25 protein-coding genes and 1 tRNA gene are annotated in these 25,586 nt (G+C 68.5%); 23 read left to right on the forward strand and 3 right to left on the reverse strand.

Going from position 1 to position 25,586, the window contains the following annotated elements; all coding sequences use genetic code 11:
* Positions 1 to 88 precede the first annotated feature (88 nt).
* Complete coding sequence (locus tag A2790_RS15495; protein ID WP_293393394.1) at positions 89 to 2,251, forward strand: penicillin acylase family protein; 2,163 nt, start codon at positions 89 to 91, stop codon at positions 2,249 to 2,251.
* Positions 2,252 to 2,426: 175 nt separating this feature from the next.
* Here A2790_RS15495 and A2790_RS15500 read toward each other — a convergent pair whose 3' ends face one another.
* Positions 2,427 to 3,119 (reverse strand): response regulator transcription factor, encoded by a 693-nt coding sequence (locus A2790_RS15500; RefSeq protein WP_293393396.1) that lies wholly within the window; start codon positions 3,117 to 3,119, stop codon positions 2,427 to 2,429.
* A 246-nt stretch (positions 3,120 to 3,365) separates the two neighbouring features.
* Positions 3,366 to 3,442, reverse strand: a tRNA-Asp gene (locus A2790_RS15505).
* Between the two features lie 240 nt (positions 3,443 to 3,682).
* On the opposite strand from A2790_RS15505, the gene A2790_RS15510 reads away from it, so the two are divergent.
* From A2790_RS15510 to A2790_RS15600, 19 genes are all read left to right on the forward strand, one after another.
* On the forward strand, positions 3,683 to 4,060 hold the full coding sequence (locus A2790_RS15510; protein WP_293393398.1) for an NADH-quinone oxidoreductase subunit A: 378 nt from the start codon (positions 3,683 to 3,685) through the stop codon (positions 4,058 to 4,060).
* Positions 4,030 to 4,629 (forward strand): NADH-quinone oxidoreductase subunit B, encoded by a 600-nt coding sequence (locus tag A2790_RS15515; protein ID WP_197422496.1) that lies wholly within the window; start codon positions 4,030 to 4,032, stop codon positions 4,627 to 4,629. The genes A2790_RS15510 and A2790_RS15515 overlap by 31 nt, the downstream gene beginning before the upstream one ends.
* Complete coding sequence (locus A2790_RS15520) at positions 4,626 to 5,261, forward strand: NADH-quinone oxidoreductase subunit C (RefSeq protein ID WP_293393402.1); 636 nt, start codon at positions 4,626 to 4,628, stop codon at positions 5,259 to 5,261. The genes A2790_RS15515 and A2790_RS15520 overlap by 4 nt, the downstream gene beginning before the upstream one ends.
* Complete coding sequence (locus A2790_RS15525; RefSeq protein WP_293393404.1) at positions 5,258 to 6,496, forward strand: NADH-quinone oxidoreductase subunit D; 1,239 nt, start codon at positions 5,258 to 5,260, stop codon at positions 6,494 to 6,496. Before A2790_RS15520 ends, A2790_RS15525 begins: the two co-directional genes overlap by 4 nt.
* Complete coding sequence (locus tag A2790_RS15530; RefSeq protein ID WP_293393406.1) at positions 6,493 to 6,843, forward strand: nuclear transport factor 2 family protein; 351 nt, start codon at positions 6,493 to 6,495, stop codon at positions 6,841 to 6,843. Before A2790_RS15525 ends, A2790_RS15530 begins: the two co-directional genes overlap by 4 nt.
* Positions 6,844 to 6,850: 7 nt before the next feature.
* Complete coding sequence (gene nuoE, locus A2790_RS15535) at positions 6,851 to 7,531, forward strand: NADH-quinone oxidoreductase subunit NuoE (RefSeq protein WP_293393408.1); 681 nt, start codon at positions 6,851 to 6,853, stop codon at positions 7,529 to 7,531.
* Complete coding sequence (gene nuoF, locus A2790_RS15540) at positions 7,531 to 8,844, forward strand: NADH-quinone oxidoreductase subunit NuoF (protein ID WP_293393410.1); 1,314 nt, start codon at positions 7,531 to 7,533, stop codon at positions 8,842 to 8,844. Before nuoE ends, nuoF begins: the two co-directional genes overlap by 1 nt.
* Positions 8,845 to 8,848: 4 nt before the next feature.
* The gene (gene nuoG, locus A2790_RS15545; RefSeq protein WP_293393412.1) at positions 8,849 to 10,888 is read left to right on the forward strand and encodes an NADH-quinone oxidoreductase subunit NuoG; all 2,040 of its coding nucleotides are present in this window, start codon (positions 8,849 to 8,851) and stop codon (positions 10,886 to 10,888) included.
* A gap of 6 nt (positions 10,889 to 10,894) precedes the next feature.
* The gene (gene nuoH / locus A2790_RS15550; RefSeq protein ID WP_293393414.1) at positions 10,895 to 11,971 is read left to right on the forward strand and encodes an NADH-quinone oxidoreductase subunit NuoH; all 1,077 of its coding nucleotides are present in this window, start codon (positions 10,895 to 10,897) and stop codon (positions 11,969 to 11,971) included.
* Complete coding sequence (locus A2790_RS15555; protein WP_293393416.1) at positions 11,968 to 12,171, forward strand: hypothetical protein; 204 nt, start codon at positions 11,968 to 11,970, stop codon at positions 12,169 to 12,171. The genes nuoH and A2790_RS15555 overlap by 4 nt, the downstream gene beginning before the upstream one ends.
* Positions 12,171 to 12,662 carry an NADH-quinone oxidoreductase subunit NuoI gene (nuoI, locus tag A2790_RS15560; RefSeq protein ID WP_293393418.1) on the forward strand — a complete coding sequence of 164 codons (492 nt, stop codon included), beginning with the start codon at positions 12,171 to 12,173 and terminating at the stop codon, positions 12,660 to 12,662. Before A2790_RS15555 ends, nuoI begins: the two co-directional genes overlap by 1 nt.
* A 153-nt stretch (positions 12,663 to 12,815) precedes the next feature.
* Entirely contained in the window at positions 12,816 to 13,439 is a 624-nt protein-coding gene (locus A2790_RS15565) for an NADH-quinone oxidoreductase subunit J (RefSeq protein WP_293393420.1), read from the forward strand.
* Positions 13,439 to 13,744 carry an NADH-quinone oxidoreductase subunit NuoK gene (gene nuoK / locus A2790_RS15570; RefSeq protein ID WP_156467060.1) on the forward strand — a complete coding sequence of 102 codons (306 nt, stop codon included), beginning with the start codon at positions 13,439 to 13,441 and terminating at the stop codon, positions 13,742 to 13,744. The genes A2790_RS15565 and nuoK overlap by 1 nt, the downstream gene beginning before the upstream one ends.
* A 6-nt stretch (positions 13,745 to 13,750) precedes the next feature.
* Positions 13,751 to 15,853: an NADH-quinone oxidoreductase subunit L gene (gene nuoL / locus A2790_RS15575; protein WP_293393422.1), complete on the forward strand. Its 2,103-nt coding sequence runs from the start codon at positions 13,751 to 13,753 to the stop codon at positions 15,851 to 15,853.
* Positions 15,854 to 15,867: 14 nt separating this feature from the next.
* Positions 15,868 to 17,349 carry an NADH-quinone oxidoreductase subunit M gene (locus A2790_RS15580; protein WP_293393424.1) on the forward strand — a complete coding sequence of 494 codons (1,482 nt, stop codon included), beginning with the start codon at positions 15,868 to 15,870 and terminating at the stop codon, positions 17,347 to 17,349.
* 10 nt (positions 17,350 to 17,359) lie between these two features.
* Positions 17,360 to 18,787 (forward strand): NADH-quinone oxidoreductase subunit NuoN, encoded by a 1,428-nt coding sequence (nuoN, locus tag A2790_RS15585; RefSeq protein WP_293393426.1) that lies wholly within the window; start codon positions 17,360 to 17,362, stop codon positions 18,785 to 18,787.
* A 3-nt stretch (positions 18,788 to 18,790) separates the two neighbouring features.
* Entirely contained in the window at positions 18,791 to 19,531 is a 741-nt protein-coding gene (locus tag A2790_RS15590; protein WP_293393428.1) for a biotin--[acetyl-CoA-carboxylase] ligase, read from the forward strand.
* Entirely contained in the window at positions 19,532 to 20,311 is a 780-nt protein-coding gene (locus A2790_RS15595) for a type III pantothenate kinase (RefSeq protein WP_293393430.1), read from the forward strand.
* The gene (locus A2790_RS15600) at positions 20,312 to 21,994 is read left to right on the forward strand and encodes a ribonuclease J (protein WP_293393432.1); all 1,683 of its coding nucleotides are present in this window, start codon (positions 20,312 to 20,314) and stop codon (positions 21,992 to 21,994) included.
* A 19-nt stretch (positions 21,995 to 22,013) separates the two neighbouring features.
* Here the strand turns inward: A2790_RS15600 and A2790_RS15605 are convergent, their stop codons facing one another.
* Positions 22,014 to 22,373, reverse strand: coding sequence for a hypothetical protein (locus tag A2790_RS15605; protein WP_293393434.1), 360 nt, complete (start codon positions 22,371 to 22,373; stop codon positions 22,014 to 22,016).
* Positions 22,374 to 22,590: 217 nt separating this feature from the next.
* On the opposite strand from A2790_RS15605, the gene A2790_RS15610 reads away from it, so the two are divergent.
* From A2790_RS15610 to A2790_RS15620, 3 genes are all read left to right on the forward strand, one after another.
* Complete coding sequence (locus tag A2790_RS15610; RefSeq protein WP_293393436.1) at positions 22,591 to 24,822, forward strand: CoA transferase; 2,232 nt, start codon at positions 22,591 to 22,593, stop codon at positions 24,820 to 24,822.
* A 62-nt stretch (positions 24,823 to 24,884) separates the two neighbouring features.
* The gene (gene mce, locus A2790_RS15615) at positions 24,885 to 25,307 is read left to right on the forward strand and encodes a methylmalonyl-CoA epimerase (RefSeq protein ID WP_293393438.1); all 423 of its coding nucleotides are present in this window, start codon (positions 24,885 to 24,887) and stop codon (positions 25,305 to 25,307) included.
* The gene (locus A2790_RS15620) at positions 25,307 to 25,567 is read left to right on the forward strand and encodes a DUF1467 family protein (protein ID WP_293393440.1); all 261 of its coding nucleotides are present in this window, start codon (positions 25,307 to 25,309) and stop codon (positions 25,565 to 25,567) included. The genes mce and A2790_RS15620 overlap by 1 nt, the downstream gene beginning before the upstream one ends.
* Positions 25,568 to 25,586: the final 19 nt, after the last annotated feature.

Raw genomic sequence — 25,586 nt, forward strand, 5'->3', positions numbered from 1 at the left:
CGCCGGGCGCCGGGCAGGGCGTCGTAGGCTGGACAAGCCGCCGGCGAGCGGGCGAGGTGCGGCCCTGTTCGGACTCGGAGGTACGCCCGTGCGGTTGGGATCGCTTGCCCTGGTGCTGTCGCTGCTGGCGACGCCAGCGATGGCCGACGAGATGGCCGAATGGCGCGCGCAGGCGGCGCGGATCAGCATTGCGCGCGACGACTGGGGCATCGCCCATGTGAAGGGCAAGACCGACGCCGACGCGGTGTTCGGCATGGCCTATGCCCAGGCCGAGGACGACTTCAACCGGGTGGAGACCAACTACCTCACCAACCTGGGCCGGATGGCCGAGGCGGAGGGGGAAAAGGCCGTGTGGCAGGACCTGCGCCAGCGCCTGTTCATCACGCCCGAGGGCCTGAAGGCCGACTATGCGAAGAGCCCGGCGTGGCTGAAGGCGCTGATGGACGCCTGGGCGGACGGGCTCAACTTCTACCTGGCGACGCATCCTGAGGTGAAGCCGCGGGCGATCACGCGATTCGAGCCGTGGATGGCGCTCTCGTTTACGGAGGGCAGCATCGGCGGCGACATCGAGCGGATCTCGCTCAAGGACCTGGAGGCGTTCTATGGCGGGACGCGCTCGGCGGCCGTGGAGGACCCGTTCGCGTTCAAGGAGCCGTCGGGGTCGAACGGGATCGCGATCAGCCCGAAGATCACCAAGGGCGGCCATGCCCTGCTCCTGATCAACCCGCACACCTCGTTCTTCTTCCGCTCGGAGCTGCAGATGACGAGCGAGGAGGGGCTGAACGCCTATGGCGCGGTGACATGGGGCCAGTTCTTCATCTACCAGGGCTTCAACGCCCACGCCGGCTGGATGCACACCTCGAGCGGCGTAGACGTAGTGGACGAGTTCGCCGAGACGATCATCCGCACGCCCGGCACGCTCATGTACCGCTATGGCAAGGAGGCCCGGCCGGTGACGGTGTCGACCGTGGACGTGCCCTACAGGGCCGCGGACGGGGCGATGAAGCGCCGCAGCTTTACGGTCTATCGCACCCACCATGGGCCGATCGTCCGGGCCGAGGGCGAAAAGTGGATCGCCTTTTCGATGATGCACAAGCCGGTGGAGGCGCTGCAGCAGTCGTTCCTGCGGACCAAGCAGACGGACCTGGCTTCGTTCCTGAAGGTGGCGGACCAGTTCAAGGCCAACTCGTCGAACAACACCCTATTTGCGGACAGCAAGGGCGCGACGGCCTATCTGCACCCGCAGTTCATCCCGCGGCGCGACGACCGGTTCGACTATACGAAGCCGGTGGACGGGGCGAACCCGGCGACGGACTGGAAGGGGCTGCACGCCCTGACCGAGGCGCCGCGGGTGATCAGCCCCGGCGTGGGCTGGGTCTACAACGCCAACGACTGGCCCTATGCGGCGGCGGGGCCGGACAGCCCGAAGCGCGAAGCGTTCCCGAAGTACATGGACGAGGCGGGCCAGAACCCGCGCGGACCGCACGCGATCCGGGTGCTGGAGGGGCGGACGGACTTCACCCTGGAGCGCCTGGTGGAGGCGGCCTATGACCCGTACCTGACCGCGTTTGCGCGGCTGATCCCGACCCTGACGGCCGCGTACGACGCCGCGCCGGCGGGCGATCCGCTGAAGGTGAAGCTGGCCGAGCCGGTCGCGGCTCTGCGCGCCTGGGACTTCAAGTGGGCGGCCACGTCGACCGAGACCTCGCTGGCGGTGTTCTGGGGCGAGGCGCTATGGGCCAAGGCGGCGCCGGCGGCGCGGGCGGCGAAGATGAGTGTCTGGGACTACATGGCCACGCGCAGCACCGACGCCGAGCGGCTGACGGCCCTGAGCGAGGCCACGGACCGGCTGACGGCCGACTTCGGGACCTGGCGCACGCCGTGGGGCGAGATCAACCGCTTCCAGCGGCTGACCGGCGACATCGTGCAGACGTTCCGGGACGATGGGCCCAGCATCGCCGTGCCGTTCACCTCGGCCCAGTGGGGCTCGCTGGCCTCGTTCGGGGCCAAGCGCTATCCGGGGACCAAGCGCTACTACGGGACCAGCGGCAACAGCTTCGTGGCGGCGGTGGAGTTCGGGCCGAAGGTCCGCGCTGTGGCGGTCAGCGCCGGCGGTGAGAGCGGGGACCCCAAGAGCCCCCACTTCAACGACCAGGCCCAACGCTACGCGGCCGGGGCGCTCAGGCCGGTGTACTTCTATCCGGAGCAGCTGGCGGGGCGGACGGAACGGACCTATCGGCCGGGGGAGTAGGACGCGCCGCGCGATCCCACCCTGCGCGCCGCAGACGCTGTCTTTTAGACCACGGACCACACGGACGCGCTTTGCCGTTCGCGAGACCGGCGGGCCAGGACCCGTTCGTGTAGTCCGTGTGGTCCATGGTCAATTTATCGGCGCTGACGCGCCATGCGGGCTTGCCGGATAGGCTTTACGCGGCGAGGCGCTGTTCGGGCTGGTCGCGGAGCATGTAGCCGCCGCCCCAGACGGTCTCGATCTGGGCGTCGCCGCCGGTGGCCGCGGCGATCTTCTTGCGCAGCTTGCAGACGAAGACGTCGATGATCTTGGGCTCAGGCTCGGACATGCCGTTGTAGAGGTGGTTGAGGCACTGTTCCTTGGAGAGGGCGGTGTTCTTCCGCAAGGAGAACAGCTCCAGCATCTTGTACTCGCTGGGCGTGAGGTGGATCGGCTGGCCGGCCACCTCGGCCCGGCGCGTCGCCAGGTTGAGCGCAATGGGGCCTGTCCGCAGCACCGAGTCGGTGTGGCCGCGCGAGCGCCGGACGACGGCGGTCAGGCGGGCCAGCAGCTCGGCCTGGTGGAAGGGCTTGGCGACCACGTCGTCCGCGCCGCAGGCCAGCGCCTCGACCCGGCCCTCGATGCCGTCGTCGCCCAGCATGATCACCGGGGCAGGGACCTTGCGCGCCCGCAGGGCCCGCAGGGTCTGGACACCCGTCATGTCCTCGAGCTCGGCTGCCAGGAAGATGGCGTCGTAGTCGTAGATCCGGGCCAGGTCGCAGGCCTCCTCGCCACTGTCCGTCGCATAGACGGTGTGGCCTTCGGCGGTCAGCAGGAGCTCCAGGCTCTTGGCGGCGGCGGCTTGGCTTTCAACGACGAGGACTTGCATCACCGATCTCCCGTTCTGGCTGAGCCCCGGGGCGGATCGCGCTGGCGTCGCCCGGGCTCGAATTCGTTAACCATGTTGAACCACGGGGGCGGGGTCGGCCGAAATCCGGGCCGTTTACCTATGGGATTTCCCGTAGGGGTTGATGCGGGGGCGCCCGGCCGCTCCGCAAAGGCGCCACGCGTCCGCATACGGGGCCGGGCCCGCGCCCGGTAGAAACTGTGACGAGAGGGGAGTTTCCCCCGCAAGTGGCGCGAGTGACGGGGCTCGAACCCGCGACCTCCGGCGTGACAGGCCGGCGCTCTAACCAACTGAGCTACACCCGCGCAGGACCGTCTGGTCTTGCGGAAGGCGGCTCTCATATGGGCGGGTCGGAATCGTGTCAACGGACAAGTGCGCGGCATTTGGCGCGCGGGCCGCGATCGCAGTGGAAAACCGGGCCGCTCCCAGACTTTGCGACGCATTCGCAAGCGTTGGAACCAGCGTCATTTCGCGTCGCACAAGGGCAGTTTGAAACGCCCGGATGATCGGTCTAGAAGGGCGCCGCGACTCCCGCCGGAGACTCCATGGAAGCCTATTTCAAAGAGTACCTGCCCATCGTGATCTTCCTGGGGATCGCGGCGGTGCTGGGCATTGTCTTCATCCTGGCCGCTACCGTGCTCGCGCCGAGGGCGCCGGACCCGGAAAAGCTGTCGTCCTACGAGTGCGGCTTCAACGCCTTCGACGACGCGCGGATGAAGTTCGACGTGCGGTTCTATCTGGTGTCGATCCTGTTCATCATCTTCGACCTGGAAGTCGCGTTCCTGTTCCCGTGGGCCGTGTCGCTGATGAAGCTGCCGCCGGACGTGGCGAAGTACGCCTTCTGGTCGATGATGACCTTCCTGGGCGTGCTGACCGTCGGGTTCATCTACGAATGGAAGAAGGGAGCCCTGGAATGGGAGTGATCGTTCCCCCCAATTCAGCCGTCCCGGCCCTCTCCGCCGGCCGCAGCACGGTCGAGGGCTACGACCCGCAGAAGCACGACCCGTTCTTCGACGGCGTCTCGCAGCGTCTGGCCGACAAGGGCTTCGTGACCGCCGGCGTCGACGACCTGATCACCTGGGCGCGCACCGGCTCGCTGATGTGGATGACCTTCGGCCTGGCGTGCTGCGCGGTCGAGATGATGCAGGCGTCCATGCCGCGCTACGACCTGGAGCGCTACGGCTTCGCCCCGCGCGCCAGCCCGCGCCAGAGCGACGTGATGATCGTCGCCGGCACGCTGGTGAACAAGATGGCTCCGGCCCTGCGCAAGGTCTACGACCAGATGCCCGAGCCGCGGTACGTGATCTCGATGGGCAGCTGCGCCAACGGCGGCGGCTACTACTATTTCAGCTATTCGACCGTCCGCGGCTGCGACCGGATCGTGCCGGTGGACGTGTACGTGCCCGGCTGCCCGCCGACCGCCGAGGCGCTGGTCTACGGCGTGCTGCAGCTGCAGAAGAAGATCCGCCGGACGGGGACCATCATCCGATGAGCTGGCCGGTTTCGGAATCGGACCTCGGGGCGCTGGGCAAGGCGATCCTGAAGGAGGCCAAGGGCGTCGTGACTGGCGCCGAGGTGGCCTATGGCGAGCTGACGCTGACGGCGCCGGCGGCCCGGATCGTCGAAGCGCTAACCTACCTGCGCGACGCACAAGGGTTCCACCAGCTGATCGACCTGTGCGGGGTGGACTATCCCGAGCGCGAGAAGCGCTTCGACGTGGTCTACCACCTGCTGTCGATGACCAAGAACCGCCGCGTGCGGATCAAGGTGCAGACGGACGAAGACACCGCCGTGCCGTCGGTGGTGGGCGTGTTTTCGGCGGCCGACTGGTACGAGCGCGAGGCGTTCGACATGTACGGCATCTTCTTCGACGGACACCCGGACCTGCGCCGGATCCTGACCGACTATGGCTTCCACGGCCATCCGCTGCGGAAGGACTTCCCGATGACCGGCTACGTCGAGGTCCGCTACGACGAGGAGCTGAAGCGGGTGGTCTATGAGCCCGTTAAGTCCGTCGAGTGGCGCAACTGGGACTTCCTCTCGCCCTGGGAAGGTGCGGAGAAGGGTTTCGCGGCCCTCCTGCCGGGGGATGAGAAGTCAGGGGGGGAGAAGAGCAAGTCATGACCGGCGACAACGCTCCCGCCCAATCCACCGACTACTTCCACGACCCGAAGGTCCCCGAGACCCCGGTCCGGAAGTTCAACATCAACTTCGGCCCGCAGCACCCGGCGGCCCACGGCGTGCTGCGCCTGGTGCTGGAGCTGGACGGCGAGGTGGTGGAACGGGTGGACCCGCACATCGGCCTGCTGCACCGGGGCACCGAGAAGCTGATGGAGGCCAGGCCCTATCAGCAGACGATCCCGTACATGGACCGCCTCGACTACGTGGCGCCCATGAACCAGGAGCACGCCTACTGCCTGGCGATCGAGAAGCTGCTGCAGATCGAGGCGCCGTATCGGGCGCAGCTGATCCGCACGCTGTACGACGAGATCGGCCGGATCCTGAACCACCTGCTGAACGTCACGACCCAGGCGATGGACGTGGGCGCCCTGACGCCGCCGCTGTGGGGCTTCGAGCCCCGCGAGCAGCTGATGGTGTTCTACGAGCGGGCCTCGGGCGCGCGGATGCACGCCAACTACTATCGCGTCGGCGGCGTGCGGCAGGACCTGCCGGAAGCGCTGGTGCGGGACATCCTGGACTGGTGCGACGGCTTCCCGCGGATCTGCGACGACATCGAAGGCCTGATCACGGGCAACCGCATCTTCAAGCAGCGCAACGTCGACATCGGCGTGGTGACCAAGGAAGAGGCGATCGCCCGCTCGTTCTCCGGCGTGATGGTGCGCGGCTCGGGGATCGCCTGGGACCTGCGCCGCAGCCAGCCCTATGCGGCCTATGACGAGATGGAGTTCGACGTTCCGCTGGGCGTGAACGGCGACTGCTACGACCGCTATCTCTGCCGGATGCAGGAGATGCGCGAGTCCACGAAGATCATGAAGCAGTGCTGCGAGCGGCTGCTGAAGACGCCGGGACCGGTGCTGATCGACGACAACAAGATCGCCGCGCCGCGCCGGGGCGAGATGAAGCGGTCGATGGAAGCGCTGATCCACCACTTCAAGCTGTTCACCGAGGGCTACCGGACCCCGCCGGGCGAGGTCTATGCCGCGGTCGAGGCGCCCAAGGGCGAGTTCGGCGTCTATCTGGTGAGCGACGGCACCAACAAGCCCTATCGGGCCAAGATCCGCGCGCCGGGCTATCCCCACCTGCAGGCGATGGACTGGATGAACCGCGGCCACATGCTGGCCGACGTGTCCGCCATCCTCGGCTCGCTGGACATCGTGTTCGGAGAGATCGACCGGTGAGCGCCACCACCCAGCTCAGCCCCGTCGACCTGGTCCAGGGCCAGTTCGACGCCTACAACGCCCAGGACCTGGACGCCCACTGCGCCTTCTTCGCCGACGACGTGGTGGTGGCGGACCTGAACGGGGCGGTGAACATCGAGGGCATCGCGGCCTATCGCGCCAAGTACGTCCAGGTGTTCGCCGATTTCCCGCAGAACCGGGCCGAGCTCCTCAACCGCATCGCGGTGGGGAACACGGTGATCGACCACGAGCACGTCAGCCGTTCGCCGGGCGGAGAGACCTTCCAGGTGATCGCCATCTACACCATCGCCGGCGGCAAGATCGCCCGCGTGGATTTCCGTAAGTGAGGCCCGCGTGAGCGTCCGTCGTCTCAGCCCTAACCAGCCCGCCAGCTTCGAGTTCACGCCGGCGACGCTGAAGGCCGCCAAGGCCTGGATGGCCAACTTCCCGGCCGGCCGGCACCAGTCGGCCATGGTGCCGATCCTGTGGCTGGTCCAGAAGCAGGAAGGCTGGGTCAGCGAGCCCGCCATCCGCGCGGTCGCCGAACTGCTGGGCGTGCCGGTGATCCGGGTGCTGGAGGTGGCGACCTTCTACACCATGTTCATGCTGGAGCCGGTGGGCACGCACGCGCTGGTGCAGGTGTGCGGCACCACGCCCTGCCAGACGCGCGGGTCCGAGGCGCTGATGGAGGTCTGCAAGCGCAAGATCGGGCCGCAGAACCATCGCTCGGCCGACGGCAAGTTCTACTGGCAGGAAGTCGAGTGCCTGGGGGCGTGCGCCAACGCCCCGATGGCGGCGATCAACGACTACTACTACGAGGACCTTACGCCGGAGAGCTTCGAGAAGCTGCTGGACGAGTTCGCGGCGGGCAAGAAGCCCAAGCCGGGTTCGATGATCGGCCGCCAGGGCTCGGCCCCGGAGGGCGGCAACATCACCCTGACCGACCCCAAGCTGTTCGACGGCTCGCTGGGCAAGAAGATCAAGATCCCGAACCTGCCGCCCAAGGCCGGCAAGCCGGCGAAGGAGAAGGCGTGATGGCGGGCATCCTCGCCGACAAGGACCGCATCTTCCTCAACCTCTACGGCCAGCGCGACTGGGGCCTGGAGGGGGCGAGGGCGCGCGGCGCGTGGAACGGCACCGCCGACATCGTGGCCCAGACGCCCGAGTGGATCTGCGACCAGATCAAGGCCAGCGGCCTGCGCGGCCGGGGCGGGGCGGGCTTCGCCACGGGCCTGAAGTGGACCTTCATGCCCAAACAGGAGAGCGAGCGTCCGCACTACCTGCTGGTCAACGCCGACGAGTCCGAGCCGGGCGCGTGCAAGGACCGCGACATCCTGCGGAACGATCCGCACCTCCTGATCGAGGGCTGCGTGATCGCCTGCCGGGCGATGCGTTCGCACACGGCCTACATCTATATCCGCGGCGAGTACGTGCACGAGCGCGAGCGCCTGCTGGCGGCCATCCGCCAAGCCTATGAGGCCAAGCTGCTCGGGCCGGGCTCGATCCTCGGTTACGACGTGGACGTCCGCGTGCAGCACGGGGGCGGGGCCTACATCTGCGGCGACGAGACCGCCCTGATGGAGAGCTTCGAGGGCAAGAAGGGCCAGCCGCGGCTGAAGCCGCCGTTCCCGGCCGGCGCCGGCATCTACGGCTGCCCGACCACGGTCAACAACGTCGAGACGATCTCGGTCGTGGGCACCATCCTGCGCCGCGGCGCCGACTGGTTCGCGGGCTTCGGCACCGAGAAGTCGACCGGCACCAAGCTGTTTGCGGGCTCGGGCCACCTGAACAAGCCCTGCGTCGTCGAGGACGCGGTGGGCATCAGCGTCAAGCAACTGATCGAGGACCACTTCGGCGGCGTGCGCGGCGGCTGGGGCAACCTGAAGGCCGTGATCCCGGGCGGCATCTCGGTGCGCATGATCCCGGCGGATCAGTGCGAAGATGCCGTGATGACCTACGAGGACCTGCAGGCGCGGGGCTCGGGCCTGGGCACCGGCACCATGATCGTGTTCGACAAGGACGCGGACCTGGTGAAGGCCATCGCGCGGGCGGCCTATTTCTACAAGCACGAGAGCTGCGGCCAGTGCACGCCGTGCCGCGAAGGCACCGGCTGGATGTGGCGGGTCATGGAGCGGATGGTCACCGGCGAGGCCGAGATGTCCGAGATCGACCTGCTGCTGGACGTGGCCAGCCAGGTCGAGGGCCACACGATCTGCGGCCTGGGCGACGCGGCCGCGTGGCCGATCCAGGGCCTGTTCCGCCACTTCCGCCACGAGGTGGAAGACCGCATCACCCAATACCGCGCGCGCAAGGGCTCGTACGCCGGCGCCTCGATCGCGGCGGAGTAACGGCATGCCTATCGCCAAGGTCGACGGGGTCGAGGTCGAGTTCGAAGCCGGGATGAACGTCCTGCAGGTGGCCGAGCTCGCCGGTAAGGAAATTCCGCGGTTCTGCTACCACGAGCGGCTGAGCATCGCCGGCAACTGCCGCATGTGCCTGGTCGAGGTGAAGCCCGGCCCGCCGAAGCCGCAGGCCAGCTGCGCGCTGCCGGCCGCCGAGAACATGGAGATCTTCACCGACACGCCGATGGTGCGGAAGGCGCGCCACGGGGTGATGGAATTCCTGCTGATCAACCACCCGCTGGACTGCCCGATCTGCGATCAGGGCGGCGAGTGCGACCTGCAGGACCAGGCCATGGGCTATGGCCGCGACGAGAGCCGCTATGCCGAGAACAAGCGGGCCGTCGAAGAGAAGTACATGGGGCCGTTGATCAAGACGGTCATGACCCGCTGCATCCAGTGCACCCGCTGCGTCCGCTTCATCACCGAAGTGGCCGGCGTGCCGGAGATCGGCCTGATCAGCCGCGGCGAGGACGTGGAGATCACGACGTATCTAGACAAGGCCGTGGCCTCGGAGCTGTCGGCCAATGTGATCGACCTGTGCCCGGTGGGCGCCCTGACGTCCAAGCCGTATGCGTTCAACGCCCGGCCGTGGGAACTCAAGAAGACCGAGAGCGTCGACGTGATGGATGCCATCGGCTCGGCGATCCGGGTGGACGCCCGGGGGCCGGCGGTGCTGCGCGTGCTGCCGCGCACCCACGAGGCGGTCAACGAGGAGTGGATCTCGGACAAGACGCGCTATGCCGTGGACGGGCTTTCCCGCCAGCGGCTGGACCGGCCCTTCATCCGCGAGAACGGCAAGTTGCGGCCGGCCACCTGGGCCGAGGCGTTCGACGCCGTGGCGGCCAAGGTGCAGGCGACCAGCCCGGATCGGATCGGCGTGATCGCCGGCGACCTGCAGGACGCGGAGTCCATGAAGGCCGCCAAGGACCTGTTCGGCGGGATGGGCGTGAAGAGCCTGGACTGCCGCCAGGACGGCATGGCGCTGGGCGGCGGGCAGCGCGAGAGCTGGCTGTTCAACTCTTCGCTGCAAGGCCTTGAGGACGCTGACTTTATCCTGATGGTCGGGACCAATCCGCGCCTGGAGGCGCCGGTCCTGAACGCCCGGATCCGCAAGCGCTGGCTGGCCGGAGCGGTGCGCATCGCCATGATCGGCGAGGCGGTCGACCTGACCTACGACTACGCTCACCTGGGCACGGGCGAGGCGGCGCTGACGGGCTTTGCGAAGTCGAAGGCGCCGTTCGTGCAGGCGCTGAAGGAGGCCAAGGCCCCGGCGATCATCGTCGGCGCGGGCGCCCTGGCGCGGGCCGACGGCGCGGCGGTGCTGCAGGCGGCCGCCGGGGTCGCGAAGACCTTCGGCATGACCTGGAACGTGCTGCACACGGCCGCGAGCCGGGTCGGCGGCCTGGACCTGGGCTTCACGCCCTCCGCGGGCGGCAAGACGGCCGGCGAGCTGGTGCAGACGGGCGGGGCGGACGTGCTGTTCCTGCTGGGCGCCGACGAGATGGACCTGTCGAAGACCGACGCGTTCGTCGTCTACCTCGGCACCCACGGCGATGCGGGCGCGCACCGCGCGGACGTGATCCTGCCGGGCGCCGCCTACACCGAGAAGAACGGCCTCTACGTCAACACCGAGGGCCGGGTGCAGATGGGCTTCCGCGCCGTGTTCCCGAAGGGCGAGGCGAAGGAGGACTGGGCGATCCTGCGGGCGCTCAGCGAACGCCTGGGCGCCAAGCTGCCGTACGACAGCCTGGACGAGCTGCGGGCCCGGCTGTTCGAGGAACACCCGACTTTCGGCCGCATCGACTATGTGCCGGCGACCCCGGCGGCGATGGACTTCGCGGCCCTGGGCGCGAAGGGCGAGCTGTCGGACACCCCGTTCCGGAGCGGGCTGAAGAGTTTCTACCTGTCCAATCCCATCGCGCGCGCCAGCACGACGATGGCCGAATGCGCCTCGCTCGCCTCGGGCGCGGCCAAGATCGCCGCGGAGTAGGGGCCGATGGAATTCTGGAGCACCCCCGTCGGCTGGACCATCATCACGGTGGCCCACATCCTGGCGGTCACCGTCGTCCTGCTGCTGACCATCGCCTTCATCATCTATGGCGACCGCAAGATCTTCGCGGGCGTCCAGGCGCGGAAGGGTCCGAACGTGGTGGGCCCGTTCGGCCTGCTGCAGTCCTTCGCCGACCTGGGCAAGTTCCTGATCAAGGAGCTGGTGATCCCGGCGGGCGCGGACAAGGCGGTCTATCTGCTGGCGCCGCTGATCAGCGTGACCCTGGCGCTGGGCGCCTGGGCGGTGATGCCGATCGCGCCCGGCTGGGCGGTGTCGGACATCAACGTCGGCATCCTCTACCTGTTCGCCGTGAGCTCGATGGGCGTCTACGGCATCATCATGGGCGGGTGGGCCTCGAACTCGAAGTACCCGTTCCTGGGCTCGCTGCGGTCGGCGGCGCAGATGGTCTCCTACGAGGTCTCGATCGGCTTCGTGATCATCACGGTGATCCTGCTGGCCGGGACCATGAACCTGAACCAGATCACCGAGGCGCAGGCCGGCGGGTTCTGGAACTGGTACATGTTCGGCGGCGGCCTCCAGAACCTGCCGCTGATCGTGATCATGTTCCCGATGGGCGTGATCTTCTTCATCTCGGGCCTGGCCGAAACCAACCGGCCGCCCTTCGACCTGCCGGAAGCCGAGTCCGAGCTCGTGGCGGGCTATGCGGTGGAATACGGCTCGACGCCGTACATGCTGTTCTACCTGGCCGAGACCGCCAACATCGTCCTGATGAGCGGCCTGATGGCGGTGCTGTTCCTGGGCGGCTGGAATGCGCCCTGGCCGGCGCCGTACCTGGCCGCCTGGCCCGCGTGGCTGGTGGGCCTGCACGGCCTGTTCTTCTACGCCATGAAGACCTTCTTCGTGTTCTTCATGAACGCGATGGTGCGCTCCATCGTGCCGCGCTACCGCTACGACCAGCTGATGCGGCTGGGCTGGAAGGTGTTCCTGCCCACCTCGCTGGTGGCCGTGGCCGTGGTGGCGGGCTGGCGGGTCTACACGGGCCTGCCGGGGGCGGGGCAATGAAGCCGGTTGTCGCGATCCTGGCCCTCGTGTCGCTCAGCGCCTGCGCCGGCGGCGCGGGCTTCGGCAAGAGCGGGGGCATCGCGACCTACGACGACCTGAAGGCGGCGCAGGAAGCCTGCGCGGCCAAGGGCGGGACCCTGAAGCTCCAGAAGAACGGCGACGTCCAGTACCTGGACGACTACGCCTGCGAGAAGAACTGATGCTGAACCGGATCGGACAGGCCCTGAAGGGCGCGGCGCTGATGGACTTCGTCGGCGCCTTCGGGCTCGGCATGAAGTACATGATCGCGCCGAAGAAGACCGTGCAGTACCCGCACGAGCGGAACCCGCAGAGCCCGCGCTTCCGCGGCGAGCATGCGCTGCGCCGCTACCCCAACGGGGAAGAGCGCTGCATCGCCTGCAAGCTGTGCGAGGCCGTCTGCCCGGCCCAGGCGATCACCATCGAGGCCGAGCCGCGCGCCGACGGCAGCCGCCGGACCACCCGCTACGACATCGACATGGTGAAGTGCATCTACTGCGGCCTGTGCCAGGAGGCCTGCCCGGTGGACGCCATCGTCGAGGGACCGAACCTGGAGTTCGCCGTCGAGACCCGGGAGGAGCTCTACTACGACAAGGAGCGCCTGCTGGATAACGGCGACCGATGGGAACGCGAGATCGCGAAGAATCTGGAACTGGACGCGCCGTACCGCTAAGACCGCGGCGCGATTCAGCAGCGTTTGAAACGTCATGGCCGGGCGTGTCCCGGCCACCCAGAAACACCGATCCCGGTCGGTTCTTCTGGATTCTCGGGACGAGCCCGGGGATGACGACCGGAAGAGTTGATTGAGGGGTTAGACGAAGGCCCAATGGCCCTGCAGGCGATCGCATTCTACCTCATGGCGGCGGTGACCGTGGCCGCCGGATTCTGCGTGGTTTCGGCCCGCAATCCGGTGCACTCGGTGCTGTGGCTGATCCTGGCCTTCTTCTCGGCGGCGGGGCTCTTCGTGCTTCTGGGCGCGGAGTTCCTGGCGATGCTGCTGGTGGTGGTCTACGTGGGCGCCGTCGCGGTGCTGTTCCTGTTCGTGGTGATGATGCTGGACGTGGACTTCGCCTCGCTGCGGCAGGGGTTCGCCCGCTACATGCCGCTGGGCCTGCTCATTGCCGCGTTCCTGACGGCGGAGATGGTGCTGGTGGCGACCACGGTGTCGAGCCAGGGCGCGGCCAAGGACAGCCTCACGCCGATGGCGTCGGGCGAGGGCTCCACCCTCTCGAACGCCGAGGCGATCGGGCGGGTACTCTACACGGACTACATCTACTTCTTCCAGGCCGCCGGCCTGGTGCTGCTGGTGGCGATGATCGGCGCGATCGTCCTGACCCTGCGCCACAAGCCCGGCGTGAAGCGGCAGGTGATCATGGACCAGGTCCTGCGCACGCCGAAGACCGGCATGAAGCTCGTGAACCCCAAGTCGGGCGAAGGGATCGAGGGATGATCATCGGCCTCGCGCACTACCTCGCGGTCGCCGCGATCCTGTTCACCATCGGGGTCTTCGGGATCTTCGTGAACCGCAAGAACATCATCGTCATCCTGATGTCGATCGAGCTGATCCTGCTCGCCGTGAACATCAACCTGGTGGCCTTCTCGGCGTACCTCGGGAACCTCACCGGGCAGATCTTCGCCATGTTCGTACTCACCGTGGCAGCCGCCGAGGCCGCCGTGGGCCTGGCCATCCTGGTCACCTTCTTCCGCAACCGCGGCGACATCGCCGTGGACGACGCCTCGATGATGAAGGGCTAAGCGCAAGTGGATCCCCAAGCCCTCGTCACCATCATCCTGTTCGGCCCGCTGATCGGCGCGGTCGTCGCGGGCCTGTTCGGCAAGTTCATCGGCGACAAGGCGTCGATGAGCGTCACCACCGGCTTCCTGTTCCTGTCGGCCGTCCTGTCGTGGGTGGTGTTCAGCCAGTGGACCTGGGGCGGGCTGGAGCCGTTCACGGTCACCTACGCCCCGTTCATTCACGTGGGCGAGTTCGTCTCCAACTGGGCGTTCCGCCTCGACGGCCTGTCGGCGGTGATGCTGGTGGTGGTGACCACCGTCTCCTCGCTCGTGCACCTCTATTCGTGGGGCTACATGGCGGACGACCCGGCCAAGCCGCGGTTCTTCGCCTACCTGTCGCTGTTCACCTTCGCCATGCTGAGCCTGATCAGCGCGGCCGACTTCATGCAGCTGTTCTTCGGCTGGGAAGGGGTGGGCCTGGCCTCGTACCTGCTGATCGGCTTCTGGCACCACAAGGCCACGGCCAACGCCGCCTCGATCAAGGCCTTCGTGGTCAACCGGGTGGGCGACTTCGGTTTCGCCCTGGGGATCATGACGGTCTACTGGGCCTTCGGGACCATCGAGTTCGCCAAGCTGTTCCCGATGATCCAGGGCGCCCTGGGCCAGGGCTGGGACTTCGCGGGCGGCCGGTTCTCGCTGATCGACCTGTCGTGCGCGCTGCTGTTCGTGGGCGCCATGGGCAAGTCGGCGCAGTTCTTCCTGCACACCTGGCTGCCGGACGCCATGGAAGGCCCGACGCCGGTGTCGGCCCTGATCCACGCGGCCACCATGGTGACCGCCGGCGTCTACATGGTCTGCCTGCTGTCGCCGATGTTCGAGTACGCCCCGGTGGCCAAGAACATCGTCACGGTGATTGGCGCGGTCACAGCCCTGTTCGCCGCGACGGTCGGCCTGACGCAGAACGACATCAAGCGGGTCATCGCCTATTCGACCTGCTCGCAGCTGGGCTACATGTTCTTCGCCGCGGGCGTGGGCGCCTATCAGGCGGCGATGTTCCACCTGTTCACGCACGCCTTCTTCAAGGCCCTCCTGTTCCTGGGCGCCGGCTCGGTGATCCACGGCATGGCGCACGAGCAGGACATGCGCCGCTACGGCGCCCTGCAGAAGTACCTGCCGATCACCTATGCGGTGATGACCATCGGCACGATCGCCATCACGGGCCTGGGCATTCCGTTCCTCGACTTGGGCTTCGCCGGCTTCTACTCGAAGGACGCCATAATCCACGCCGCCTATTCGGCCGGCGGGGCGGGCCACCCGATGGGCTATTTCGCCTTCGCCATCGGCATCCTGGTGGCCGGTCTGACCGCCTTCTACTCCTGGCGCGTCGCGTTCTTCACGTTCAACGGCCACGCCCGCTGGACCCCGGAAGACCTGGAGCACCACTGGCACAACCGCGACCACGGTCATGGTCACGACGACCATGCCACGGCCGCCCAGCACGAGACGCACTCCGAGCCGCTCCCGGAAGCGCATGACGATCATGGCCACGCTCACGGCCATGGGGATCACCAGCCGCACGAGAGCCCCTGGACCATGCGCATCCCGCTGCTCGTCCTGTCGGTGGGCGCCATCGCCGCGGGCTTCGCCTTCCATCATCAGTTCATCGGCGATCACAACGCCGAGTTCTGGAAGGGCGCCATCTTCAACGCGCCGGCCGAGCACGCCGGCGGCCACGACTTCCCGCTTTGGGTGGTCCTGGCGCCCATCGTGGTGTCGGTGGGCGGCCTGCTGGTCGCGGCCTACATGTACATCTGGCGTGAGGGCCTGGGCGCGAAGCTCGCGGCCAACAACGGGCTGCTCTACACCTTCTTCTACAACAAGTGGTTCTTCGACGAGATCTACCAGGCGACGTTCGTCCGCGCGGCGAAGCTGCTGGGGGACCTGTTCTGGAAGGGCGGGGACCAGAAGATCATCGACGGGCTGGGCCCGGACGGCGTCTCGGCGCTGTCGGTCCAGGTGGGCAAGGGCGCCGGGCGCCTGCAGTCCGGCTACGTCTATCACTACGCCTTCGTCATGCTTCTCGGCGTCGCGGGTCTCCTGACCTACGCGCTGTGGGCCTGGGCCGCCTGAGGGGGATGACCTAGATGCCGCTTCTCTCCCTCATCACCTATGCGCCGCTGGCCGGCGTGGTGGCGATCCTCGCGCTGAAGCTGTTCGGCGGCAGCGAGGCCAAGAGCGCCGAGACGTCCAAGTGGGTGGCGCTGATCGTCACCCTGGCGACGCTGGCGCTTTCGGTGCTGCTGGTCGCGCGCTTCGATCCGGCCAACCCGGGCTTCCAGTTCCTGGAAGAGACGCCCTGGTTCATGGGCCTCAGCTACCGGATGGGCGTGGACGGGATCTCGATTCTGTTCGTGCTGCTGACCGCGTTCCTGATGCCCCTGTGCATCATGGCCTCGTGGCGCTCGATCGAGACGCGGGTGCACGAGTACCTGATCGCGTTCCTGGTCCTGGAGACCCTGGTCATCGGCGTGTTCTGCGCGCTGGACCTGGTGCTGTTCTACATCTTCTTCGAGTTCGGCCTGGTCCCGATGTTCCTGATCATCGGCATCTGGGGCGGGGCCCGCCGGGTGTACGCGGCGTTCAAGTTCTTCCTCTACACCCTGCTGGGCTCGGTGCTCATGCTGGCGGCGATCCTGTTCATGATCGGGATCAGCGGGACCAGCTCGATCCCCGAGCTGATGACCTATTCGTTCGCGCCGGAAGTGCAGACCTGGCTGTGGCTGGCGTTCTTCGCCTCGTTCGCGGTGAAGATGCCGATGTGGCCGGTGCACACCTGGCTGCCCGACGCCCACGTCGAGGCGCCGACGGCCGGCTCGGTGATCCTGGCGGGCATCCTCTTGAAGATGGGCGGCTACGGCTTCCTGCGCTTCAGCCTGCCGATGTTCCCGAACGCCTCGGACTATTTCACCCCGCTGGTGTTCGCCCTGTCGGTGATCGCGGTGATCTACACCTCGCTGGTCGCCTTCCGGCAGACCGACGTGAAGAAGCTGATCGCCTATTCGTCGGTGGCGCACATGGGCCTGGTGACCATGGGCATCTTCTCGGGCAACGCCGAGGGCGAGCAGGGCGCGATCTACCAGATGCTGAGCCACGGGGTGATCTCGGGCGCGCTCTTCCTCTGCGTCGGCGTGATCTACGACCGCATGCACACCCGCGAGATCAAGTTCTACGGCGGGCTCGTCACGCGGATGCCGGTCTATGCGGCGGTGTTCATGCTGTTCACGATGGGCAATGTGGGCCTGCCGGGGACCAGCGGCTTCGTCGGTGAGATCCTATCGATGACGGGCGTCTACCAGGTGTCCACCTGGACCGCGATCCTGGCGGCCACGGGGGTTATCCTGTCGGCGGTCTACATGCTGACGCTCTACCGGGCGGTCGTGTTCGGTCCGATGACCAACCCCAAGCTCGAGGGCATCACCGACCTCAACTGGCGTGAGGTGGCGATCTTCGCGCCGCTGATCGTCTCCACCCTCTACATGGGCGTGCAGCCCAATTCCGTGTTCAACCTGACGCAGGCGTCGGTGGACCAGCTCGTGCGGGTCTACCAGGCGGCGATCGGCGGGTGAGGGGCCAACCATGATCTCCGCCCACCTGGCGTACGCCTATCCTGAACTCATCCTCGCCGTCGGGGCCCTGGCCCTCCTGGTGGTCGGCGCCTTCATGCCCAAGCAGACCGGGCTGGTCGGCTGGGCGAGCGTGCTGGTCCTGCTGGCCGCGGCCGTCGCCTCGGCGACCCAGCCGTTCGGCGTGGCGTTCTCGGGCGGCCTGATCTCGGACGCCGCCGCCACCTTCTCCAAGGTCGCGATCTACGTGGCCTCGGCCGTGGCGATCCCCCTGGGCCAGCCCTGGTTCGAGCGGCGCGGGGTGAAGAACTTCGAGTACCCGGTGCTGATCCTGCTGGCGGCGCTGGGCATGGGCATGATGGCCTCGTCGGGCGACCTCATCTCGCTCTACGTCGGCGTCGAGCTGCATTCGCTGGCGCTCTACGTCATGGCCGCCATGCACCGCGACAACGCCAAGGCCTCGGAAGCCGGGCTGAAGTACTTCGTGCTGGGCGCCCTGTCGTCGGGCCTGCTGCTGTACGGCGCCAGCCTGATCTACGGCTTCGCCGGCTCGACCCTGTTCAGCGAGATCGCGGCGGCGGCGGGCAACGAGGCCAACACGGGCCTGCTGTTCGGCCTGGTCTTCGTGATCTGCGGCCTGGCGTTCAAGGTCTCGGCCGCGCCGTTCCACATGTGGACCCCGGACGTCTACGAAGGGGCGCCGACGCCGGTCGTGGCGTTCTTCGCCGCCGCGCCCAAGCTGGCGGCCATGGTGCTGTTCGCCCGCGTGCTGGGCGACGCCTTCGCCGGCGCCGCCGGCCAATGGCAACAGGTGCTGGTGGCCATCGCCCTGATCTCGGTGGCGGTGGGCGCCTTCGCGGGCCTGGTGCAGAAGAACCTCAAGCGCCTCTGGGCCTATTCCTCGATCGCCAACGTCGGCTACGCCCTGCTGGGCCTGGCCTCGGGCACCAGCGACGGCGTGCAGGCCATGCTGGTGTTCATGGTCCTCTACATGATCGACGTGACCGGCTTCTTCGCCTGTCTCGCGGCGCTGTCGCGGCAGGGCCGGTCGATGGAGACGGTCGAGGACATGGCCGGCCTGATCAAGGAACAGCCGGGCATCGCCCTGGCGATGACGGTCTTCTCGCTGTCGGCCCTGGGCCTGCCGCCCTTCTCGGGCTTCTTCGGCAAGGTGTTCGTGTTCAAGGCAGCCCTGGACGCGGGCCTGTGGGGCCCGGCGGTGATCGGCCTGGTGGGTTCGGTCGTGGCGGCCTTCTACTACCTGCGCCTGATCAAGGTGATGTGGTTCGACGGCAGCACCGGCGCCACCGACAAGCCGCCGTTCGAGGCCAAGGCCATCGCCATCGTGACCGCGCTGTTCGCCTTCCCGGTCGTGATCCTGGCGCTGGGCTGGCTGGACCCGCTGGCCGAACGCGCGGCGCACGCCTTCGGCCTGGCCTAGCGCTTGGCGAGCCGTCCGCGGATCGAGTCGTACGTCGAGCTGGACTCCACCAACGCCGAGGCGCGCCGCCGCGCCGAAGCCGGGGAGGCGGGGCCGGTGTGGATCGCCGCGGGCGTGCAGACCGCGGGGCGCGGGCGGCGTGGCCGACCCTGGTCCACCGAGACGGGCAATCTCGCCGCCACCCTTCTGACCCTGACGGACCGTCCGCCCGCCGAGGCGGCGCAGCTGTCGTTCGTGGCGGCGCTGGCCGCCTGCGACTTGGCCGACACCTGCCTGGGCCCCGGCGCAGCGCGGCTGAAGTGGCCCAACGACGTGTTGGTGCATGGCCGCAAGGCGGTGGGCATCCTGGTGGAATCCGGCGCGCGGCCCGACGGGCGGCTGTGGCTGGCGGTGGGCGTGGGCGTGAACCTGAAGCACGCGCCGCAGGACCTGGAGCGGCCGGCGACGGCCTTCGCCGACTATATGGCCGGGCCGCCGCCCGAGCCGCTGGTGGCGCTGGACGTGCTGGCCCAGGCGTTCGAGCGCTGGCGGAGCCTGTGGGCGACCCAGGGTTTCGCGCCGATCGCGGCCGGCTGGTCCGAGCGGGCCGTGGGCCTGGGCGAACGCTGCGTGGCCCGGCTGCCGAACCGGACCGTCGAAGGCGTTGCGGAGGGCATGGATCCCGACGGGGCGCTGCGTCTGCGATTGGACGACGGCGGCCTGGAGCGCATAACGGCGGGCGACGTGTTTTTCGGAGGGACGTGAGTGCTGCTAGCGATCGAACAGGGCAACACCAACACCCTCTTCGCGGTGCATGACGGCACGTCCTGGATCGCCCAGTGGCGGGCGGCGACCCATTCCAGCCGCACCGCCGACGAGTATGCGGTGTGGCTGTCGCAGCTGCTGCAGATGGCGGGATTGGCGCTGGGCGCCTTCGACGGCTGCATCATCTCCAGCGTGGTGCCGCAGTCGATCTTCAACCTGCGCAACCTGGCCCGGCGCTATCTGCACGTGGAGCCGATGGTGATCGGCGAGAACGTCGACCTGGGCATCGCCGTGCGGATCGAGAAGCCGTCCGAGGCGGGGGCCGACCGGCTGGTGAACGCCATCGGGGCGCACATCGTCTATCCCGGGGACCTGATCGTCATCGATTCCGGGACGGCCACCACCTTCGATGTGATCGCCGCGGACGGCGGGATGGAGGGCTGCGCCATCGCGCCCGGGATCAACCTGTCCATGGAGGCGTTGCACCAGGCGGCGGCGAAACTGCCACGGGTGGCGATCCAGCGGCCCAAGGGGAACACCGCCATCGGCAAGGATACCGTGGCGGCCATGCAGTCCGGCGTGTTCTGGGGCTATATCGCCCTGATCGAGGGGCTGGTGGCGCGCATCAAGGCCGAGTGGGGCAGGCCCATGACCGTCATCGGCACCGGCGGGGTGGCCTCGCTGTTCCACGGCGCCACCGATTCCATCGATCACTTCGACCCGGACCTCACGATCCGCGGGATGCTCGAGATTTACCGCCGCAACGCGGCCAAGGGATGAATGGCTAGACCCAGCAAAGACGACGAGCTCGTTTTCCTGCCGCTCGGCGGCTCGAACGAGATCGGGATGAACTTCAACCTGTACGGCTTCGGGCCGGCGCACGACCGCAAGTGGATCGTCGTCGACCTGGGCGTGACGTTCGGCGACCAGACGACGCCGGGCGTCGAGGTGATCCTGCCGGATCCGAGCTACATCGAGCAGTACGCGGACCGCATCCTGGGGATCGTGCTGACCCACGCGCACGAGGACCACATCGGCGCGGTGGCCTGGCTGTGGCCGCGGATGAAGGCGCCGGTGTACGCCACGCCCTTCACCGCCTTCATCCTGCGCGAGAAGCTGCGCGAGGCCGACCTCCTGGACGAGGTGTCGATCACCGAGGTGCCCCTGGGCGGCTCCATCGAGCTGGGCCCGTTCAAGCTTGACCTGATCACCCTGACCCACTCGATCCCGGAGCCGAACGGCCTGGCGATCCGCACGCCGCTGGGCACGATCCTGCACACCGGCGATTGGAAGATCGATCCCGACCCGCTGCTGGGCGGGGTGACGGACGAGGACGCCATCCGCCGCTTAGGGGACGAGGGTGTGCTGGCGATGGTCTGCGATTCAACCAACGTCTTCGTGGACGGCCACGCCGGCTCCGAGGCCGACGTGCGGGTCGCCATGACCAATCTGATCAGCGGGCTGAAGGGCAAGGTGGCGGTGGCCTGTTTCGCGTCCAACGTGGCGCGCATGGACAGCGTGATCCGCGCGGCGGAGGCGGCGGGCCGGCGCGTGTGCCTGGCCGGCCGCTCGATGCACCGCATGGCGGCGGCGGCGAAGTCCGTGGGCCTGATGCAGGACATCCAGCCGTTCCTGGACGACACCGAGGCGCGGCACCTGCCCGAGAACCGGGTCCTCTACCTGTGCACCGGCAGCCAGGGCGAGCCGCGGGCGGCCCTGGCCCGGATCGCCGAGGGGACACATCCGCACGTGAACCTGGGCGCGGGGGACTCCGTGGTGTTCTCCAGCCGGGTGATCCCCGGCAACGAGATCCCGATCCGCAACCTGCAGAACAAGCTGACCGAGCGCGGCGTGCGGCTCTACACCGAGCGCGACCACCCGGGCATCCACGTGAGCGGCCACCCCTGCCGTGACGAGCTGGCCGAAATGTACGCCTGGGCGCGGCCGACGATCTCGGTGCCGACCCACGGCGAGCGCCGTCACCTGATGGAGCACGCCGCCTTCGCGCGCGACCTGCAGGTGCCGCAGCAGGTGACGCCGCGCAACGGCGACATGGTGCGCCTGGCGCCCGGCCGCGCCGAGATCATCGACGAGGTGCCGGCGGGCCGCCTGTTCGTGGACGCCGGCGTGATGACACCGGAGAACGGCGAGGCCCTGCGCGAGCGGCGGCATGCGGCGTTCAACGGCGTGGTGGCGGTGTCGGTCGTTCTGGACGGTCGCGGCAAGATCGCCAGTGGGCCGCAGGTGCGGGCGCTGGGCCTGCCGACCGAGGACGAAGAGCACCTGGACGAGGTGCTGGACGAACTGGCCGACGAGGCGGAAGAGGCGATCAAGCGGCTGAAGGGCGACCAGAAGGAACTGGACGACAGCATCGAGACCGCGATCTCCCGCGCCGTGAAGAAGGCCAGCCAGCGGATCTGGGGCCGCCGGCCCGTCGTCGAGACGACGGTGCTGCGGATCTAGCGGTCAGCGCCGGCGTGGATCACAGGCCGGCGTAGGTCTCCAGAAGGCGGAGTTGAAGGAAGCCTGCGACCAGCAGGGTGTTGCCGGCCCAGGCGACCGTCAGCAACTGGGCGATCATCGTCCAGGGCGTCCTGGACGGCGCGGCGCATCGCCAGACCGAAACCAGCACCCAGGCGGTGTAGACGCTGAAGACCGGGATCAGAATCTGCTGCGTGACGGCGTCGCCGCGGTAGAGCGCGGCGACGAAGGCGGCGATCAGGGCGCTGCTGACCAGCACGCCGTAGCCCCAGAAGACGACGAAGAGGCTTGCGCGCCCCCGCCACGCATCGAGCGGGGTCGGGAAACGCGTCTTGAGGGATTCGGAGCGCACCGCCGGCATTGGACCTCCCAGGCTCTCGCGGCGCGAGGCGGGCCGCTACGCGCCGGCGTTGTTGTTGGTCGCACCCTACCAGCCGATGAGGCGGCCCCACTTGATGATCATCATTTGGCGCGGAAAGGGCCGGCGACCTTGCCGGAGCCCCGACGGGCAGGTTTGATGACTCCCGGCGAGACGCGGAAACCGCGCCGCCTGCGGGCTGACAGGGGAGGCCGCCGGGATGTCCGCGTACAGGGGCGTTCGGATCGTCGATTTCAGCCAGGGCGTGGCGGGGCCGATGGCCGCCATGCTGCTGGGGGATCTCGAGGCAGAGGTGGTGAAGGTCGAGCCGCCCGGCGGCGACCGGATGGCGGGCCACCCCGGCTACCTCGCCTGGAACCGCAACAAGCAGGTGGTGACCCTGGACCTGGAGACGGGCGAGGGGCTGGCGGCGGCGAAGAGACTGGCGGCCGGGGCGGACGTGGCCCTGTTCGACGCCGCGCCGGGGCGGCTGGAGGCGCTGGGACTGGACGGGCCGACCCTGACGGCGGCGCATCCGCACCTGGTCCACGCCTGGATGCCGCCCTACGGGACCACGGGCGCCTGGAGCGACCTGCCGGCGCACCACAGCCTGCTGGCCGGCCTGACGGGCGTGGCGTTTCGCCAAGGCGCCTGGAGCGATGCGCCTGTCCACCTGGTGATCCCCATCTGCTGGTACGCCCAGGCGGTGTTGGGGGCGGGCGCCATCGGGGCCGCGCTGTTCGAGCGTTCACGCAGCGGCCGCGGCCAGGCCCTGACGGTCAGCGGCCTGCATGGGTCGGCGCAAGCCGCGCCGCCGGCCCTGGTGCTGAGCGAGCCGCCACTGCCGCGAGGCACGCCGCCGGGGGCCAACCCGCGCTATCGGCTTTACCAGGGCTCGGACGGGGAATGGTTCTTCCTGGGCACCCTGTTCACCGGCTTCTACCGCAAGGCGTTCGAGGTCCTGGGGCTGGAGGACGCCTTCGAGGCCCTGGAGGCCGACATGCTGGCCGCCCGCGACCTCCTGGAGGGCATGTTCCTCACCCGTACCCGCGACGAATGGCTGGAGGCGCTCAGGGCCAACGACGTGCCGTGCGCGCCGGTGGGTTCCCGTGAGGCCTGGTTCGCCGGGGCAGCGGTGGCGGAGGGGGGCTTGCGGATCGTGCTTCCGCATCCGGAACTGGGCGAGGTGGCGATGCCGGGGCCGCCGGTGAAGTTCAGCGCGACGCCGGCCAGCGTCCGGGCCTTGCCCCAGACGGTCGCCGAACCTCCGGCCTGGCCCGGGAGGAGCGTCGGTCCGGCCCGCGCGGGACCCGCCGGCGGCCCGCTGGCGGGCGTGAAGGTGCTGAACCTGGGGACCGTGATCGCGGGCGCCTACGCCGGGACGATCCTGGCGCAGCTCGGCGCCGACGTGATCAAGATCGAGCCGCGGGAAGCCGACATGTTCCGCTCCGACGGCTCCCAGTTCCTCGCCTACAACCGCGGGACCCGGGGGCTGGGGCTGGACCTCAAGCGCCCGGAGGGCCGGGACCTGTTCCTGGAGCTTGCGCGCGGCGCGGACGTGGTGATCGACAACTACCGGCTGGGCGTGCGCGGGCGCCTCGGCATCGACTTTGCGGCGCTGAAGGCGGTGAACCCGCGGCTCATCTCCTGCTCGATCAACGCCTATGGCGAGACCGGGGCGCGGGCGGCCCTGCCGGGGTTCGACCCGCTGCTGCAGGCCGAGGGCGGGATGATGGCGGCCCAGGGCGGGGACGGCGATCCGATCCTTCACACCATCGCCGTGAACGATATCGCGACGGCGGCGACAGTGGCCTCGGCGGTCGTCGCGGCGCTGAACGCGCGGGAGCGGACCGGGGAGGGCCAGGAGGTGCTGACCAGCCTGATGGCGCAGAGCCTGCTGTTTCAGTCGGGCGAGTTGGTGACCTACGACGGGCGGCCGCCGAACGACCTGGGCGGGGTCGATTGTCCGGGGGTGTCGGCGCTGCACCGCTACTATGCCTGCGCAGACGGTTGGATCGGCCTAGTCGCGGAGACTGCGGCAGAGGCGCAGGCCGTGGGCCGCGTCCTGGGCGTGGAGATCGGCGAGGCGCCGCTGGCCGAACCGCGGGACGGGGCGTTGGCCGAGCGGATCGCCGCGGCGCTGGCGGACTGGATCCGGGCCGAGGCCTTGGCGTCGCTGCGGAGCGCGGGCGTCGCGGCGGCGCCCGTCCTGCGCGGGGGCGAGGCGCTGGAGGACGATTTCCTGGCGCAGAACCGCTTCGTGGAGGGCTGGGACCATCCGCGCCTCGGGCCGATGGTCACGGCCACCGGCTATACGGAGTTCAGCCGCACGCCGGGCGGGTTCCGCCGCCCGACGCCGGACCTGGGCCAGCATTCCGCGGAGGTCTTGGCCGACTACGGGATCGCGCCGGAACGGATCGCCGCGCTGATCGCGGCGGGAGCCGTGTTCTAAGGCCGCACCTCGTGCCGCAACGTGATCTCGCGCGCAGGCCCGCACCGGCGTATAGGCGGGGCATGATCGGGAAACTGAACCACGTGGGCGTCGCCACGCCCTCCATCGAGCAGTCGGTCGCCATGTACCGCGACATGCTGGGCGCCACGAAGATCGGCGAGAAGTTCGCCATGGAGGAGCAGGGCGTCTGGGTCTGTTTCGTCGACCTGCCCAACAGCCAGATCGAGCTGATCGAGCCCTATGGCGAGGCCTCGCCGCTGAAGAACTTCCTGGAGAAGAACCCGGCGGGCGGCCAGCACCACATCTGCTTCGAGGTCGAGAGCATCGAGGCGGCCCGCGACGACATGGTCGCCAAGGGCGCCACTGTGCTGAACGGCGGCAAGCCGCGGATCGGCGCCCACGGCACCCCGGTGATCTTCGTCCACCCGAAGAACATGGGCGGCGTGCTGGTGGAGCTGATGGAAACCCCGAAAGGCGCGCACTGATGGGCCCGTTCACGTCGGTCGCGATCTTCCTGACCATCTGGTGGACGGTGCTGTTCGCCGTGCTGCCCCTGGGCGTGACCAGCCACGCCGAGGCCGGGATCGACAAGGGCGACGGCGGCGATCCGGGCGCGCCGGTCGACCCCAAGCTGAAGAAGAAGTTCCTGACCACGACCGTCGTCGCGGTCGTGCTGTTCGCCATCGTCTGGCTGGTGATCGAGTTCGGCCTGATCACGCTGCCGGACCTGCCGAGCACCTACTGAGGAACCGGAACGCCGCCTC

The sequence above is a fragment of the Phenylobacterium sp. RIFCSPHIGHO2_01_FULL_69_31 genome, assembly GCF_001824475.1.
In the GTDB taxonomy this organism is placed as follows: Bacteria; Pseudomonadota; Alphaproteobacteria; order Caulobacterales; family Caulobacteraceae; genus Phenylobacterium.

What these genes read in the sequence shown, in the direction of transcription:
- A2790_RS15500 (WP_293393396.1), bottom strand. Translation starts at nt 3,119, where the DNA reads ATGCAAGTCCTCGTCGTTGAAAGCCAAGCCGCCGCCGCCAAGAGCCTG.
- A2790_RS15510 (WP_293393398.1), top strand. Translation starts at nt 3,683, where the DNA reads ATGGAAGCCTATTTCAAAGAGTACCTGCCCATCGTGATCTTCCTGGGG.
- A2790_RS15515 (WP_197422496.1), top strand. Translation starts at nt 4,030, where the DNA reads ATGGAAGAAGGGAGCCCTGGAATGGGAGTGATCGTTCCCCCCAATTCA.
- A2790_RS15520 (WP_293393402.1), top strand. Translation starts at nt 4,626, where the DNA reads ATGAGCTGGCCGGTTTCGGAATCGGACCTCGGGGCGCTGGGCAAGGCG.
- A2790_RS15525 (WP_293393404.1), top strand. Translation starts at nt 5,258, where the DNA reads ATGACCGGCGACAACGCTCCCGCCCAATCCACCGACTACTTCCACGAC.
- nuoF (WP_293393410.1), top strand. Translation starts at nt 7,531, where the DNA reads ATGGCGGGCATCCTCGCCGACAAGGACCGCATCTTCCTCAACCTCTAC.
- nuoG (WP_293393412.1), top strand. Translation starts at nt 8,849, where the DNA reads ATGCCTATCGCCAAGGTCGACGGGGTCGAGGTCGAGTTCGAAGCCGGG.
- nuoH (WP_293393414.1), top strand. Translation starts at nt 10,895, where the DNA reads ATGGAATTCTGGAGCACCCCCGTCGGCTGGACCATCATCACGGTGGCC.
- A2790_RS15555 (WP_293393416.1), top strand. Translation starts at nt 11,968, where the DNA reads ATGAAGCCGGTTGTCGCGATCCTGGCCCTCGTGTCGCTCAGCGCCTGC.
- nuoI (WP_293393418.1), top strand. Translation starts at nt 12,171, where the DNA reads ATGCTGAACCGGATCGGACAGGCCCTGAAGGGCGCGGCGCTGATGGAC.
- A2790_RS15565 (WP_293393420.1), top strand. Translation starts at nt 12,816, where the DNA reads ATGGCCCTGCAGGCGATCGCATTCTACCTCATGGCGGCGGTGACCGTG.
- A2790_RS15580 (WP_293393424.1), top strand. Translation starts at nt 15,868, where the DNA reads ATGCCGCTTCTCTCCCTCATCACCTATGCGCCGCTGGCCGGCGTGGTG.
- nuoN (WP_293393426.1), top strand. Translation starts at nt 17,360, where the DNA reads ATGATCTCCGCCCACCTGGCGTACGCCTATCCTGAACTCATCCTCGCC.
- A2790_RS15600 (WP_293393432.1), top strand. Translation starts at nt 20,312, where the DNA reads ATGGCTAGACCCAGCAAAGACGACGAGCTCGTTTTCCTGCCGCTCGGC.
- A2790_RS15605 (WP_293393434.1), bottom strand. Translation starts at nt 22,373, where the DNA reads ATGCCGGCGGTGCGCTCCGAATCCCTCAAGACGCGTTTCCCGACCCCG.
- A2790_RS15610 (WP_293393436.1), top strand. Translation starts at nt 22,591, where the DNA reads ATGTCCGCGTACAGGGGCGTTCGGATCGTCGATTTCAGCCAGGGCGTG.
- mce (WP_293393438.1), top strand. Translation starts at nt 24,885, where the DNA reads ATGATCGGGAAACTGAACCACGTGGGCGTCGCCACGCCCTCCATCGAG.
- A2790_RS15620 (WP_293393440.1), top strand. Translation starts at nt 25,307, where the DNA reads ATGGGCCCGTTCACGTCGGTCGCGATCTTCCTGACCATCTGGTGGACG.